This is a genomic window from Promicromonospora sp. NPDC050880 (assembly GCF_044456525.1).
Taxonomy (GTDB): Bacteria; Actinomycetota; Actinomycetes; order Actinomycetales; family Cellulomonadaceae; genus Promicromonospora.
Window position 1 is genome coordinate 26528 of sequence record NZ_JBITFV010000001.1, and the last position, 13518, is coordinate 40045.

Here is a 13518-nt window from a genome sequence, read left to right on the forward strand (position 1 = left end):
CCTCATGGCACAGCGGAGCGGTGAGACGGACAGCCCGGCCCGGACCGGGGAGATCTGGGTGCTCGGAGCCACGGGGAGGACGGGCCGGGCCGTGGCCGCCCGGCTCGTGGCGGACGGCGTGGCACCCGTCCTGGTGGGGCGCGACGCCGGGCGGTTGCGCCGGGCCGCCGAGCAGCTCGGGCCGGGGTCGGGCGTGCGGACGGTCGTCGCCGCCACCCCCGAGGCGACGGCGGACGAGGTCGCCCGGCAGCGGCCCGCGGTGGTGGTCAACACCATCGGCGACTACGCCCGGACCGCGCTGCCCGTGGTGCGCGCGTGCCTGCCGGGCGGCCACTACGTCGACCTGGCCTCCGACCTGGGCGCGATGGAACAGCTCGCCGCGCTGCACGACGAGGCGGAGAGCGCCGGCAGCACCCTCGTCACGGGCGCCGGGTTCGGCGTGCTGGGCACCGAGGCCGTGGTGGCCCGGCTGTGCGCCGGGCGCCCCGTCCCGGCCCGGGTCCGGGTCGACGCCCTCGCGTCGGTGGCCGTCGAGGCGGGCCGGCTGGGCGAGGCGCTGGCCGCCAGCATGGTGGACGTCGCGGCGACCGGCGGCCGCCGCTACGCCGCAGGCCGGCTCGTGCGCACCCGTCTCGGCGCCGACGTCTACCGCTTCACCCTGCCCGACGGCGTGGCGGTGACCAGCGTCGGTGCTCCGTCGGGCGAGCTCTACGGGGCACGCACGGCGAGCGGCGCCCCGGACGTCGTCGCCACGTCGATGCTCGTCCCGGCCGCCCCCGCGGTCCGGGCGCTGTTGCCGGTGGCGGGTGCGCTGCTGCGGGTGCCCGCGCTACGCCGGCTGGTCGTGTCCCGGCTCGCCCGCGTCGAGCTGCCCGCCTCGCCGCGGCCGCGCGAGCACACCTGGGGGCACGCCGTCGTCACGTGGGCCGACGGCACCGAGCGCGAGGGGTGGCTGCGTGCCGGCGAGGCGATGGACTTCACCGCCGCCGCGGCGGCCACGGTCGCGCAGCGCCTCGCCCGGGGCGAGGGCAAGCCCGGCGCGTGGACGCCGGCCACCGCCCTCGGCCCCGACCTGGCGGTCGAGGCGGGCGGCACCTTCGTCGACGGCTGAGGCGACGCCGGCCGGGTGCACCAGCCGGCGACGCATCGGCCGGTGCACCTGACCGGTCGCCCTGACCGGTCGCCCTGACCGGCCGCTCCGGCCGGTCGCCCCGGGCCGACGTGAAGGGTCAGCCGGCGTCGAACCGCTCCTCGCCGTCCTTGTCGGGGTTGTCCTCGGGGTGCTCGCCGGGTACGGCTCTCGGGTCCGCCGGGTGCATCGGCGAGTCGTCGGCCGAGTCGTCCGGCGTGCGGTCGGCCGGGGCGCCATCCGTGCGGCCGCTCGTGCGGTCGTCGGTCGTGCGGCCGCTGGCACCGTCGGTGGTGCCGGGACGCTCGCGGTAGGTCTCGCTGTCGCTCTCGCTCATGGCTGCTCCTTCCGGACCGGGCGACCGGCGGTGCGAGCGGCCGGTCGCGGGTGGTGCGGCGCCCCGATCGAGCGGACGACCGGGGCGCCGCCCTCCGACCGTAAGGCCGCCTCACGGCACTCGCACCCAGACCCCGTGCCGGACGTCGCGTGCCGGCCCGGCGCGCCGAGGCACGTCAGGTCCGGCACGTCGAGCCCGGCGGACCAGGCCCGATCCGACAGCCTCGCGCTACAGCCCCAGGAGCTGGGCGTGCAGGTCGAGCAGGCTGGTCGCGTGCAGGTCGAACGTGTCGTCCGGCGCGGGCGGGTCGCCGTCGGCCCGTGGCACGTACGCCGTGCGCATCCCGGCGGCGGCCGCGGCGCGCAGGTCCCATGCGTGCGCGGCGACCATGACGGGCGTCCCCGAACCCGTCGGAACCGTGTCCAGGGCCAGCTCGTAGACGGCCGGGTCCGGCTTGTAGCTGCCCGCGTCCTCGGCCGACAGCACCTGGTGCCACCGCAGGCCCGCGTTGGTGCTCAGCCCGGCGAGCACCCGGCGGCTCGCGTTCGAGAGGCCGATCACGGTGACGTCGGCGGTGAGCAGGTCCAGGCCGGCCACCGTGTCCGGCCACGGCTGCAGCCACTCCGACGCGTCCGTCAGCCGGGCGGCGGCGGCCGGCAGCAGGAAGCCGTCGCGGACCAGCCTGGCCACCGCCTCGCGGTCGAGCTCGTGGCTCGGCGCGAAGGCGCGCCGGCCCGCCACGATCGCACGCTCCTGGTCGGCCACGTGGGCCAGCCAGCGGCGGGCGACCTCGGCCGCGGCCCTGCTGTCGAGCGCGGCCATGGCCGACACGTGCCGCCCCATGCTCCCGGTCTGGTCCACCAGGGTGCCGAGAACGTCGAAGACGACGGTCGGCCGGGTGGTCTCCTTCGTCGCAGGCTCCATCCGTCCACCGTAGTGCGCCCGGAGGCCGTCGTCAGAGGGGCTGGGGCACCCGGCCCCGGTCGGCCCAGACCGTGCCGCGGCGCTCGAACTCGAAGAAGCCCTCGACCGCCCGGGCGATCCTCGGGCCGGCCTCGCGCTCCAGCACGTACAGTCCGAGGTCCAGGCCTGACGTCACACCGCCCGCCGAGAGCAGGTCACCGTCGTCCACCACCCGGGCGTCGATGACGTGCACGCCCGTCTCCTTCAGCAGGTCCGTGCCCAGGGCGTTCGTGACGGCGGTGCGCCCCTGGAGGAGCCCCGCCATCGCCAGGGCGAGGGACCCCCCGCACACCGTGGCCACGGTGACGTCCGGGTTGGCCAGGGCCCGCCGGACCAGCGGCATCGCGGCCGACTGCGCGAAGCGGGCCAGCAGCGCGGGGATCGTCTCGGCGCCGTCGTCCGTGCCGCCCTCGACCGGGCCCACGGCTCCGGGGACGACGACGTAGCCGGGCCGGTCGGGGTCCAGCCCGCTCCGGGCATCCAGGCTGATCCCCGGGATGCCCGAGGCGACGGCTCGCGGCCCCTCGGCGGCCACGAGCTCGGCGGTCGTCCCGCCACCGACCATGCCGCCGGCGGTCAGGACCTCGTAGATCCCGATCACGTCCAGCGGGTCGAATCCGTCGAACAGGACGACCTGGGCCGACACGGCCATGATGATGCTCCCTCGGTGCGGTCACGGGCGCCGGAGTGGCGCCCCCGACCATGCTCGGCGGCACGCTCGCAGCCAGGACAGCGGCCGGACGGCCATAAACCGACGAGATCTGGCCAGCCGCCCCGAACCCGCGAGATCTCGCTCTCGTGCCGGATAGCGTGGGCGCGTGCATACCGTCGCCGTCGTCGCCCTGCCGGGCACGATCATCTTCGATCTGGCCACGCCCGTGGAGGTCTTCGGCCGTGCCCGCCTGCCCGACGGGCGCCCCGCCTACCAGGTGCTCGTCTGCGGCACCGAGCCGGTGGTCGAGGCGGGCCCGCTGCGCATCGGGACCGACCTGGGGCTCGAGGCGCTCGCGCGGGCGGACACCGTCGTCGTCCCCGGGCGGATCCGGCCGGAGGACCCCGCACCCGAGGCCGCGCTCGCCGCGCTCCGTGCGGCCGCGGCGGACGGGACCCGCATCGCGTCCGTCTGCGTGGGGGCCTTCACGCTCGCGGAGGCCGGGCTCCTCGACGGGCTGCGCGCCACGACGCACTGGCTCGCCGCCGACGCCCTGGCCCGCCGGTACCCGGCCGTCGAGGTGGACGCCGGGTCGCTCTACATCGACAACGGACAGATCCTCACGTCGGCCGGCGCGGCCGCCGGCCTCGACCTCTGCCTGCACCTCGTGCGCCGGGACCACGGCGTCGCCGTCGCGGCGGACGCCTCCCGGCTCTCCGTGACGCCGCTCCACCGGGACGGCGGGCAGGCGCAGTTCATCCTGCGCAACCCGCCCACCTTCCGGACCGCGACCCTCGAACCCGTGCTCCGGTGGATCGAGGAGAACGCCCACACCGACCTGGCGCTCGCCGACGTCGCCGCGGCCGCCCGCACGAGCGTGCGGACCCTCAACCGCCGGTTCCACGAGGAGACGGGGCAGAGCCCCATGCAGTGGATCACCGGGGTGCGCATCCGGCACGCGCAGGAGCTGCTGGAGACCACCGACTACGGCGTCGAGCGCATCGCGCGGCAGGTGGGGTTCCCGAGCCCGAGCACCTTCCGCGCGCTCTTCCGCCGCGCCACCGGGGTCACCCCGAGCGGCTACCGGGTCACCTTCCGCGGGCGCGACGCCGCGTAGCGCGGCGGCCGGCGTCCCGTCAGCCGGCGGCGCGCAGACCGCGCAGCGTGAACTCGAGCCGCCGGCGGTAGCCGTCGCGCGGCTGCTGCTCGCAGGCGCGCGCGATGATGCCGCGCTCCCAGACGAGCAGGTCCACGTCCTGCGGGGTGAGGTCGCCGCGGATCACCCCGGTGGCCTGGGCGTCGGCGAGGAAGCCGGCAGCCGCCGCGCTGGCGTGCTCGCACAGGGCGGTCACCGGCGCCGAGCCGGGGAGCGCCCGCAGCAGGACGTCGTTGGCGGCGGGCTCGTCGTACTGGAGCAGCCAGATCTGCCGCAGATAGGTCTCGAACCGCTCGACCGGGTCGTCGACGGCGGCGGCCGCGGTGATGATGCCCCGGATGCGCTCGGCCACGAGGTCCTCGACCACCGCGTCGATCAGGCCCTGCCGGCCCCCGAAGCGGTGGTAGATGGTGCCTTTGCTGACCCCGGCCGCGCGCGCCACCTCCTCCAGCGGGGTGTTCAGGCCGCCGGCGCGGAAGACGTCGAGGGCAGCCGTGCGGATGCCCTCGACGTTGCGCCGCGCGTCGGCGCGCAGGCGCGGGGACTGGGAGGTCACCGGGCGGCTCCGGTCGCCGCCGAGCCGACCGTCTCGTTCCAGCTTGTGTCGAGCGCCTGCAGGAACGCCTCCACCGGCTGGGCGCCGGAGACGGCGTACTTCTCGGCGAACACGAAGAACGGCACCCCGTTGATGCCGTACTGCCGGGCCTGGCGCAGGTCCGCCTCGACGGCCTCGGCGTACTCCCCGCTCGCCAGGGCGGCGAGGGTCGCCGCGCGGTCCAGGCCCACCTCGGCGGCCAGGTCCGCCAGCACCTCGTGGTCGGAGACGACGAGCCCCTCGGTGAAGTACGCCTGGAAGAGCCGGCGGATCATCTCGCGCTGCTTGCCGTGCGCCGCGGCGAAGTGGCTGAGCTGGTGCGCCGTGCGGGTGCTGACGGCCTGCGCGCGGTCCAGGTGGTACTCCAGGCCGACCTGCGCGGCGCGTGCCGAGACCTGCTCGTTCATCGCCACGGCCTGCTCGCGGGGGATGCCGTGCTTGGCCGCGAGGTGGTCGGCCGGGTTGACCGGGGCGTCGCCGTCGCGGACCTCCGGCATGAGCAGGAAGCTGTGGTAGCGCACCTCGACGCCCGAGGCGTGCGGGAACTTCTCCAGCGCCTGGTCGAGCAGGGCGTCACCCATGTAGCAGAACGGGCACACGACGTCGCTCCAGACGTCGACGACGAGCCGTCCCGCCGAGCCGAACGCCTCGCCGGCCATCAGGAGCACACCCCGTCCAGGTCGCAGACGCCGAACGCCTCGCCCACGGGCAGGAGCTCGAACGGCATCGGGGTGACGGGGGTGGTGCCGGTGGTCTCGGGTGCCGGCTCGTGGGCGGCCTCGGCGACCGGCGCCGGCTCCGCGACCGAGTTACTTGACGTCATGGTCAAGAACCGTAGGATAACTTGAACAGTGCGTCAAGATGGCGCGGAACGAGTCGCGACGGGATGGACCGAGAGATGTCCGCTGTGCAGTTCGAGCTCTTCACCTCGGCCTTCTGCGGCCCGTGCCACCACACGCGGGCCGTCCTGGCGGAGGCGGTGCGGATCGTCCCGGGCGCCACGATGGTGGAGCACGACGTGGCCCACGAGGCAGGCCTGGCCGAGTCGCTCGACATCCGGTCCACCCCCATGGTCCTCGTCCGGGACGCGGACGGCGCCGAGGTGTTCCGCGCCGCGGGAGCGCCGACGGTCGCCCAGGTGCTGGTCGCGGCAGAGCGCGCGCTGCGCTGAGCGAGACCTGACCCATGTCGGGCACCACGGGCCTGCGGCTCCGGTTCGGTGCCGGCGCTGCGGGCGTCGAGCGCCTCGAGGCGTCGTTGGTGGGCGAGAGCTTCGCGCCGCACCGGCACGACACGTACGCGATCGGGATCACGCTGGCCGGGGTGCAGAGCTTCCGGTACCGCGGGGAGCAGCGCTACTGCATGCCGGGCGAGGCGCACGTGCTGCACCCGGACGAGGTGCACGACGGCACGGCCGGCACGGCCGAGGGCTTCCGCTACCGGATCGTCTATCTCGACCCGGGCCTGGTCCGGGAGGCGCTGGGCGACGGGCCGCTGCCGTTCGTGCCCGATCCGGTGATCGGGCGGCGGGCCGTGCCCTCCGCGCTGGTGGGATGCCTGCGGGGGATCGACGACCCGATCGGTGAGCTCGAGCGGGTGGAGCTCGCCGCCGACCTGGCGGGGATGCTGGCCCGACACGCGGCGCCGTCGGCGGCCGGCCGTGGCACGCTCCCACTGGGCGCGCTGCGGAACGTGCGCGAGCTGATCGACGACGACCCGGCCGTGGTGCACCCGGTGAGCCGGTACGAGGAGGTGTCCGGGCTCGACCGGTGGACGGTCGCCCGCCAGTTCCGGGCGGCGTACGGGACGAGCCCGACCCGCTACCGCACGATGCGGCAGCTCGCCCGGGCGCGCGGGCTGATCCTCGCCGGACGGTCCCTCGCCGAGGCCGCGGTCTCCGCGGGCTTCGCCGACCAGAGCCACCTCGGCCGCATGTTCAAGCGGACCTACGGGCTGACGCCGGCACGCTGGGCCGCCGCGGTGGCGAGCGGCAGCGCACCCGGCCGGTCGGCACGATCGTTCCAGACCGCGGGGCGGGAGCGCCGGTAGAACGGTCGCGTGACCACTGGATTCCTCGGACTCGGGGTGATGGGGCAGCCCATGGCCCTCCATCTCGCCCGCGAAGGCAAGCCGCTGATCGTCTGGAACCGCACCCGGGCGAGGACCGAACCGCTGCGCGAGGCCGGTGCGCGCGTTGCCGGCTCGCCCGCCGAGGTGTTCGGCGCGGCGCGGGTCGTGATCGTCATGCTGAGCGACGAGGCGGCCATCGACGAGGTGCTCGGCCGGGGGACGCCGGCCTTCGCGGACCTCGTCGCCGGCCACGTCGTCGTCAGCACGAGCACGACGTCGGCCGGGTACTCGGCCGGTCTGGCGGCCGACGTCGAGCGCGCCGGCGGCAGCTATGTCGAGGCGCCCGTCTCCGGATCGCGCAGGCCCGCCGAGGACGGCGAGCTGGTGGTCATGCTGGCCGGTGACGGTCCTGTCGTGGACGAGGTGCGCGAGATCCTGCGGCCGGTCAGCCGGGAGACCGTCCTGTGCGGGGCCGTGCCTCGCGCGACGCTGCTCAAGCTGTCCACGAACACGTTCCTCATCGCGATGGTCACCGGCCTGGCCGAGGCGTTCCACTTCGCCGACCGGCACGGGCTGGACCGCCGTCTGCTGGCCGCGGTGCTGGACGCGGGGCCGATGGCGAGCAACGTCTCGCGGATCAAGGCCGGCAAGCTCCTCGACGACGACTTCTCCGTCCAGGCGGCGATCCCCGACGTGCTCAAGAACAACCGGCTGGTCGTCGAGGCCGGTCGGCAGGCCGGGACGAGCACGCCGCTGCTCGACGTCTGCCTCGCGCTCTACGGCGAGACCGCGGAGCTCGGGCACGGTGGGTCCGACATGGTGGCCGTGATCAGGGCGATCGAGGCGAGGACGGCCGCGGGGCACGCGTCGCAGGACGTGCCCGGGGACATGGCGCGAGACGGCTGAGCGGCCGGCGGCTCAGGCCGCTGCCGCCCAGGACAGCGCGCGCAGGCAGCCCGAACGGATGTCGTCGAGGTGCGCGGCCCGTTCCGCGGGTGGCGCGGCCCGGTACAGGCCCTGCCGCGCCGCCGTCAGCCCCGGGCCGAGGCGCAGGTGCAGGCCCCAGGTGAGGTGGGCGGTGGCGAAGCCCAGGGCCGCCTCGGCGCGCAGGTCGGAGCCGACCAGCTCACTGAGCGCGCGGCCGTAGGCGTCGAGGAGGGCGGGCTCGTCGAGCTCGCCGTGCCCACCGAAGGCGCGGTAGAGGGAGACGAACGTGCCGAGGTCGAACCCGACGGGACCTACCCCGGCGTGCTCCCAGTCGATGAGCGCGAGGTCGCCGGCCGGGTCCAGGCCCGCGTTGCGCGGGGTGAGGTCGCCGTGGACGAGCGTGGCGGGCAGCCCCTTGGCGCGCGTCACCAGGGAGTCGGACGCGTCCAGGCAGGCGTGCAGGGCGCGGACCTGCTCGGCGGTGAACAGCGTGCGCAGCAGCGGTTCGTGGGCCAGGGCGTCCAGGTTCTCGTGGCCGGTGTCCCGGTGGTGGGCGTACGCGGCGTAGCCCTCCCGCTCCAGCCAGGGCGCGTCCAGCAGGTCGGGGCGGGACTCGCCCGGTACGTACAGCAGGGCCGTGCGCCGCGCCGCGACCAGCGCCGCCTGGGGTGTCCAGCTCCGCTGGAGCACGGCGCCGACGTCGCGCATGATGATCCAGGCACGGCCGTGGTGGCTGAGCACGGTGGCGTCGGGCGGCGTCGTCAGACCGTCCGGGAGCAGGCCGGGCAGCCCGCTCCGGAAGAAGCGGCCCTCGCGCTCGTCCAGCCCGTCGTCGCGCGAGTCCAGCAGCGACTGCCGGCCCCAGGCCGGGACCTTGACGATCCACAGGGACGCGCCCGCGTCCGGCGCCGCGACGGCGACCCGGAGCACCGCCGCCTGGCCCAGCCCGGACGACAGGTCGCGCACCGAGAGCACCCGCACGCCCGTGCCCCACGGGCCCGGGTGGGAGTCGAGGACCGCCCGGATCGTCTCGGCGTCGGGCAGGGCATGGTCGGTCATCGGGTCCGTGCCTTCCTCGCGACTGCGGTGCGGGTGGCGACACGCTACCGGCGGTGCGCGGGGGAGCGCCTCACGAACCGGGATATCCGGGCGCGCTGCGGGAGGGCTGTCCCGGCGTGGCGGGAACGGTCAGCCGGCGGCCAGGACCTCCACGCCGAGCCCCGCGACCTGCTCCACGACGGGGTCGTGCGGGTCGGCGTCCGTGATCACGCCGTTGACCTTCGCCCAGGGCAGCACCCGGAACCGGGACGCCGTCCCGATCTTCTCCGACGAGGCCAGCACGTACGTCTCGGCCGCCCGAGCGGACAGCGCGCGCTTCATCGCGGCCTCCTCGGCGTCGCCCGTGGTCAGCCCGGCCTCAGGGTGCACGCCGGTGACGCCGAGGAGGCAGAGGTCGGCGGACACGTTCTGCGCCGCCTCGACCGCCGCGGCGCCGGAGGCGACCGCCGAGTGCTTGAAGACGCGCCCGCCGAGCAGGAAGACCTCGGCGCCGGGGTGGTCGAGGAGCGCAACGGCGACCGTCGGGCTGTGCGTGATCACGGTGCAGGCCAGGTCGGGCGCCAGGGCCCGCGCGACGGCGAGCGCGGTGGTGCCGCCGTCGAGGATCAGCGCGCCACCCGGTCGCACGAGCCCGGCGGCCACGGCGGCGACACGGCGCTTGCTGTCCGGGGCCACGGCCTGCCGGTCTGCGTACCCCACCACCGCCGGGGACACGGGCAGGGCGCCGCCGTAGACGCGTTGGCAGAGGCCCTCGGCGGCCAGGTCGCGGAGGTCGCGTCGCACGCTGTCCTCGGAGATCCCGAGGTCGGCCGCGACGTCCTTGGCCACGACCTTGCCCTCACGGGCCAGCAGGGCGAGCAGGTGGTCACGTCGTTCGGCAGCCAGCATTCCGGTTCTCTCCCGTTGTTGCACGTTTCTGCATGTATCGTAGCAGTCGTGAACGACAAGCCCCTGCTCATCCTGATCGCCGGCCCCTACCGCTCCGGGACGGGCGGTGACCCGCAGGCGATGGCCGACAATCTCGCTCGTCTCGAGGCCGCGGCCTGGCCCGTGTTCGAGGCCGGCCACCTGCCCGTGATCGGGGAGTGGATCGCCCTGCCGGTGCTGCGCTCGGCCGGCGCCGGACCCACGGATCCCCTGGCCGACCAGGTCCTGTACCCCGTGGCCGACCGCCTGCTCGCCCGCTGCGACGCCGTCCTGCGGCTGCCGGGCGACTCCACCGGGGCGGACCAGGACGTCGCGACGGCCCGCCTCCGCGGCCTGCCCGTCTACCACGACGTCGCCGAGATCCCGCGGCGCGTCCCTCAGGAGGCCGCGTGACGGGGCGTCCCGGCGTCGACGTCCCGGACGGCCGGGGGCGAACCGGCCTCGACCAGGCCGGGCGGGCCCTGGACCGCAACCCCGGTGTCGTGGTCCGCGACGTGGAGCTCACCTCCCAGGGCTGGCACGTGCTGCGCCGCACCACCTTCGACTACCGCCGACGCGACGGTCGCTGGGAGACGCAGCAGCGCGAGACCTACGACCGCGGCAACGGGGCGGTGGTGCTGCCCTACGACGTCGGCCGCCGCCGCGTGCTGCTCACCCGGCAGTTCCGCTACCCGGCCTACGTCAACGACCATCCCGACGGGATGCTCGTCGAGGCCGCCGCCGGGTTGCTCGACGCGGACGACCCGCTCACCGCCGTCCGGCGCGAGAGCCTGGAGGAGCTGGGGCTGCGCCTCGGCGACCTGACCGAGGTCTTCGACGCCTACATGAGCCCCGGCTCGGTGACCGAGCGCCTCCACTTCTTCGCCGGCCCCTACACCCCGGCCGACCGGACGGGCGCGGGCGGCGGGCTGGAGGCCGACGGCGAGGACATCGAGGTGCTCGAGCTGCCGTTCGCCGAGGCGCTCGCGATGACGCGGGACGGGCGCATCGTGGACGGCAAGACGATCATGCTGCTGCAGTGGGCGGCGCTGGACGGTCCGTTCGGGTCCGGTCGCTGACCCCGCCGTCCGGCGTGGTGAGGCATAGCCTGGGTCCGTCCCTCACGGAAGGAAGCACCATGTCCCGCGTCCTGATCATCGGTGGCCACGGCAAGATCGCGCTCCTGCTCGCCCCTCTGCTCGTGGAACGGGGTGACGTGGTCACCAGCGTGATCCGCAACCCCGACCACGCGGACGACGTCGCGGCGACCGGGGCCATCCCGCTGGTCGCCGACGTCGAGCACCTCGACACCGACGGCCTCGCCGACGTGGTGCAGGGGTACGACGCCGTCGTGTGGTCCGCGGGTGCCGGCGGCGGCAACCCGGAGCGGACCTACGCCGTCGACCGGGACGCCGCCGTGCGGTCGATCGACGCCGCCCGCTCCGAGGGCGTGCCGCGCTACGTCATGGTGTCCTACCTCGGCGCGCAGACCGACCACGGCGTGCCCGAGGACAGCTCCTTCTTCGCCTACGCCGAGGCCAAGGCCGCGGCCGACGAGCACCTGCGCGCCTCCGGCCTCGGGTACACGATCCTCCAGCCCGGCCCGCTCACGCTCGACCGGCCCACGGGCCTCATCGAGGTGGTGAACCCCGGCGACGGCCGCGTCTCGCGCGCCGACGTCGCGGCCGTGGCCGCCGCCGTGCTGGCGGACGAGAGCACCGTGGGGCGCACCATCCCGTTCGGCAACGGCGCGACCCCGATCACGGACGCCCTCGCCGGGCTCCCGGACGTGGGCGATCAGTCCGAGTGAGCACTTCCCGGCGGACCGGGCCGGGGCCCGGCCGCCGCACCTACGATCGGCGGATGTCTCAGCTCGCCGTCGGCGCCGTGCTCGGCGTCCTCCTGCTCACCGCCTGTCAGGCCGCGCCCGGTGCGAGCCACGACGAGGAACGGCCGGCGACGTCGGCCGCCGTCGCGGAGGTGACGCTCCCGCCCACCAGCGGCCGGTTCGACTACCAGCTCGGCGCGGCCTACGAGCCCGCGGGCGGGCTCGACGTCGTGGTGCGGGACGCCACCGCGGACCCGGCGCCGGACGCCTACAACGTCTGCTACGTCAACGGGTTCCAGACCCAGCCCGGCGAGGACGACCTCTGGCTCGACGGCAACGAGGACCTCCTGCTGCACGACGCCGCGGGGGAGTTGGTGGTCGACCCCGACTGGCCCGACGAGTACGTGCTCGACCCCGGTACCGAGGAGCGGCGTGAGCGCATCCTGGACATTCTCGGACCGGTGATCACGGGGTGCGCCGACGCCGGCTTCGACGCCGTCGAGATCGACAACCTCGACACGTGGACACGGTTCACCGAGCCGGAGACCGGCCTGATCGAGCAGGCCGACGCCCTCGCGCTCGCGGCGGAGTACATCGACGTGGCGCACGGGGCGGGTCTCGCCATCGGGCAGAAGAACGCCGCGGAGGCGACCACCGAGGGGCACGACCTCGGCTTCGACTTCGCCGTGACGGAGGAGTGCGCGGCCTACGACGAGTGCGGGTCGTACACCGGGGTGTACGGGCAGCACGTGCTCCAGATCGAGTACACGGACAACCTGCCGCAGGACTTCGACGTGGTCTGCGCGAGCGCGGACCGCGCACCGCTGACCATCCTGCGCGACCGCGACCTGGTGGGGCCGGACGACGGGGCGTACGCGTACGAGCAGTGCTGACCTGCGGGTGAGCGCGCCGGGCCACCGGGGACGGCCGTGGCCCGGCCGGTGCTTATCCTCGACGCATGACATCCCCTCTCGCGCTGCCGCCGGACCCCCGAGATGCCGGCTCGTCCGGGCGCAAGGGGTTGCTCACCGAGCACATCGCGCGGCAGCTCGAGCAGCAGATCCGGTCGGGCGAGCGGGCGGTGGGCACCAAGCTGCCCTCCGAGCGTGAGCTCGCGACGCAGTTCGGGGCGAGCCGGAACGTGATCCGGGAGGTGCTGCGCCGGCTGGAGGCGACCGGACTCATCGAGGTGGCCGCCGGTCGTGGGTCGTTCATCGCGGACCAGTCCTCCGGGCGTGCGCGCGGGTACGACGCGCTCTACCGCACGGAGCGGCCGACCGTGCGCCAGCTCATCGAGGCGCGGATCCCGCTCGAGGTCGAGATCGTGGGGCTGGCCACCGAGCGGGCCTCGGACGAGCAGGTCGAGGCCATGGCGGCCGCCGACGAGCGGATGCGGCGTGCGCGCGACGTGGTCGAGAAGGCGCGCGAGGACCTCGCGTTCCACGACGCGATCGCGGCGGCCTGCGGCAACCCCGTGCTGCGGATCATGCTGTCGTCGATCGGCGGCCTCATGTTCGAGATGATGCTGCGCTCCAACTCCGACCCGGGCATCGCCGAGCCGGGGGTGCCGCACCACCCGGAGATCCTTGCCGCGATCCAGGCACGTGACGTCGAGCAGGCCCGGCTGCGCATGCGCGAGCACCTGGCGCTCGGGCTGCGCACCTATGGTCCGGACCTCGACGTGGGCCTGGACCTGATGGCGTCGCGGCACATCGAGACCCTGCTGGGGCGGTAGGAGGCGCGGCGCCCCCGCAGCCCTTTCCGGCCCGGGCCACCGCCTTTGGACCCGCCGAAGACCCCGTGCTACCGTCCAACTGGTCCTACCAGTTGGACCACCAGTCATCCTTCCCCGTCGAGTGCGGGATGTTCGCCCTTCCGGAAGCGGATAGAGGGCGA

At 74.9% G+C, this 13518-nt stretch carries 18 protein-coding genes; 10 read left to right on the top strand and 8 right to left on the bottom strand.

Features of this window, described 5'->3' with window-relative positions:
* Positions 1 to 4: 4 nt before the first annotated feature.
* A complete protein-coding gene (locus tag ACIBBF_RS00165; RefSeq protein ID WP_397409254.1) occupies positions 5 to 1111 on the top strand; it encodes a saccharopine dehydrogenase NADP-binding domain-containing protein in 1107 nt (368 codons plus the stop codon).
* Positions 1112 to 1229: 118 nt separating this feature from the next.
* Here the strand turns inward: ACIBBF_RS00165 and ACIBBF_RS00170 are convergent, their stop codons facing one another.
* From ACIBBF_RS00170 to ACIBBF_RS00180, 3 genes are all read right to left on the bottom strand, one after another.
* Positions 1230 to 1466, bottom strand: coding sequence for a hypothetical protein (locus ACIBBF_RS00170; protein WP_397409256.1), 237 nt, complete (start codon positions 1464 to 1466; stop codon positions 1230 to 1232).
* 228 nt (positions 1467 to 1694) lie between these two features.
* Positions 1695 to 2390: a haloacid dehalogenase type II gene (locus ACIBBF_RS00175; protein ID WP_397409258.1), complete on the bottom strand. Its 696-nt coding sequence runs from the start codon at positions 2388 to 2390 to the stop codon at positions 1695 to 1697.
* Between the two features lie 31 nt (positions 2391 to 2421).
* Entirely contained in the window at positions 2422 to 3081 is a 660-nt protein-coding gene (locus ACIBBF_RS00180) for a DJ-1/PfpI family protein (protein WP_397409260.1), read from the bottom strand.
* A 166-nt stretch (positions 3082 to 3247) separates the two neighbouring features.
* On the opposite strand from ACIBBF_RS00180, the gene ACIBBF_RS00185 reads away from it, so the two are divergent.
* A complete protein-coding gene (locus tag ACIBBF_RS00185) occupies positions 3248 to 4198 on the top strand; it encodes a GlxA family transcriptional regulator (RefSeq protein ID WP_397409262.1) in 951 nt (316 codons plus the stop codon).
* Positions 4199 to 4217: 19 nt separating this feature from the next.
* On the opposite strand, the gene ACIBBF_RS00190 is transcribed toward ACIBBF_RS00185, so the two are convergent.
* Genes ACIBBF_RS00190 through ACIBBF_RS00200 form a run of 3 tightly spaced genes read right to left on the bottom strand, consistent with a single transcriptional unit; the run spans position 4218 to position 5655 of the window.
* Positions 4218 to 4793 carry a TetR/AcrR family transcriptional regulator gene (locus ACIBBF_RS00190; RefSeq protein ID WP_397409264.1) on the bottom strand — a complete coding sequence of 192 codons (576 nt, stop codon included), beginning with the start codon at positions 4791 to 4793 and terminating at the stop codon, positions 4218 to 4220.
* Positions 4790 to 5491: a DsbA family oxidoreductase gene (locus ACIBBF_RS00195; protein WP_397410647.1), complete on the bottom strand. Its 702-nt coding sequence runs from the start codon at positions 5489 to 5491 to the stop codon at positions 4790 to 4792. The genes ACIBBF_RS00190 and ACIBBF_RS00195 overlap by 4 nt, the downstream gene beginning before the upstream one ends.
* Positions 5491 to 5655, bottom strand: coding sequence for a hypothetical protein (locus tag ACIBBF_RS00200; protein WP_397409266.1), 165 nt, complete (start codon positions 5653 to 5655; stop codon positions 5491 to 5493). Before ACIBBF_RS00200 ends, ACIBBF_RS00195 begins: the two co-directional genes overlap by 1 nt.
* Positions 5656 to 5730: 75 nt before the next feature.
* Between ACIBBF_RS00200 and ACIBBF_RS00205 the strand changes: the two genes are divergently transcribed.
* From ACIBBF_RS00205 to ACIBBF_RS00215, 3 genes are read left to right on the top strand one after another with little or no spacing between them, the layout of a single operon-like run.
* Positions 5731 to 6003: a thioredoxin family protein gene (locus ACIBBF_RS00205; protein WP_397409267.1), complete on the top strand. Its 273-nt coding sequence runs from the start codon at positions 5731 to 5733 to the stop codon at positions 6001 to 6003.
* 14 nt (positions 6004 to 6017) lie between these two features.
* Entirely contained in the window at positions 6018 to 6881 is an 864-nt protein-coding gene (locus tag ACIBBF_RS00210; protein WP_397409269.1) for an AraC family transcriptional regulator, read from the top strand.
* Between the two features lie 9 nt (positions 6882 to 6890).
* On the top strand, positions 6891 to 7808 hold the full coding sequence (locus ACIBBF_RS00215) for an NAD(P)-dependent oxidoreductase (RefSeq protein ID WP_397409271.1): 918 nt from the start codon (positions 6891 to 6893) through the stop codon (positions 7806 to 7808).
* 12 nt (positions 7809 to 7820) lie between these two features.
* Here ACIBBF_RS00215 and ACIBBF_RS00220 read toward each other — a convergent pair whose 3' ends face one another.
* Both ACIBBF_RS00220 and ACIBBF_RS00225 read right to left on the bottom strand, forming a co-directional pair.
* Positions 7821 to 8888 (bottom strand): phosphotransferase family protein, encoded by a 1068-nt coding sequence (locus tag ACIBBF_RS00220; RefSeq protein ID WP_397409273.1) that lies wholly within the window; start codon positions 8886 to 8888, stop codon positions 7821 to 7823.
* Between the two features lie 129 nt (positions 8889 to 9017).
* Positions 9018 to 9776 carry a DeoR/GlpR family DNA-binding transcription regulator gene (locus tag ACIBBF_RS00225; protein WP_397409275.1) on the bottom strand — a complete coding sequence of 253 codons (759 nt, stop codon included), beginning with the start codon at positions 9774 to 9776 and terminating at the stop codon, positions 9018 to 9020.
* Between the two features lie 48 nt (positions 9777 to 9824).
* On the opposite strand from ACIBBF_RS00225, the gene ACIBBF_RS00230 reads away from it, so the two are divergent.
* From ACIBBF_RS00230 to ACIBBF_RS00250, 5 genes are all read left to right on the top strand, one after another.
* Positions 9825 to 10208 carry a DUF4406 domain-containing protein gene (locus tag ACIBBF_RS00230; RefSeq protein ID WP_397409277.1) on the top strand — a complete coding sequence of 128 codons (384 nt, stop codon included), beginning with the start codon at positions 9825 to 9827 and terminating at the stop codon, positions 10206 to 10208.
* Entirely contained in the window at positions 10205 to 10873 is a 669-nt protein-coding gene (locus ACIBBF_RS00235; RefSeq protein WP_397409279.1) for an NUDIX domain-containing protein, read from the top strand. The genes ACIBBF_RS00230 and ACIBBF_RS00235 overlap by 4 nt, the downstream gene beginning before the upstream one ends.
* 59 nt (positions 10874 to 10932) lie before the next feature.
* Positions 10933 to 11604 (top strand): SDR family oxidoreductase, encoded by a 672-nt coding sequence (locus ACIBBF_RS00240; RefSeq protein ID WP_397409281.1) that lies wholly within the window; start codon positions 10933 to 10935, stop codon positions 11602 to 11604.
* Between the two features lie 53 nt (positions 11605 to 11657).
* On the top strand, positions 11658 to 12515 hold the full coding sequence (locus ACIBBF_RS00245; RefSeq protein WP_397409283.1) for an endo alpha-1,4 polygalactosaminidase: 858 nt from the start codon (positions 11658 to 11660) through the stop codon (positions 12513 to 12515).
* A 65-nt stretch (positions 12516 to 12580) separates the two neighbouring features.
* Positions 12581 to 13357: a FadR/GntR family transcriptional regulator gene (locus ACIBBF_RS00250; protein WP_397409285.1), complete on the top strand. Its 777-nt coding sequence runs from the start codon at positions 12581 to 12583 to the stop codon at positions 13355 to 13357.
* Positions 13358 to 13518: the final 161 nt, after the last annotated feature.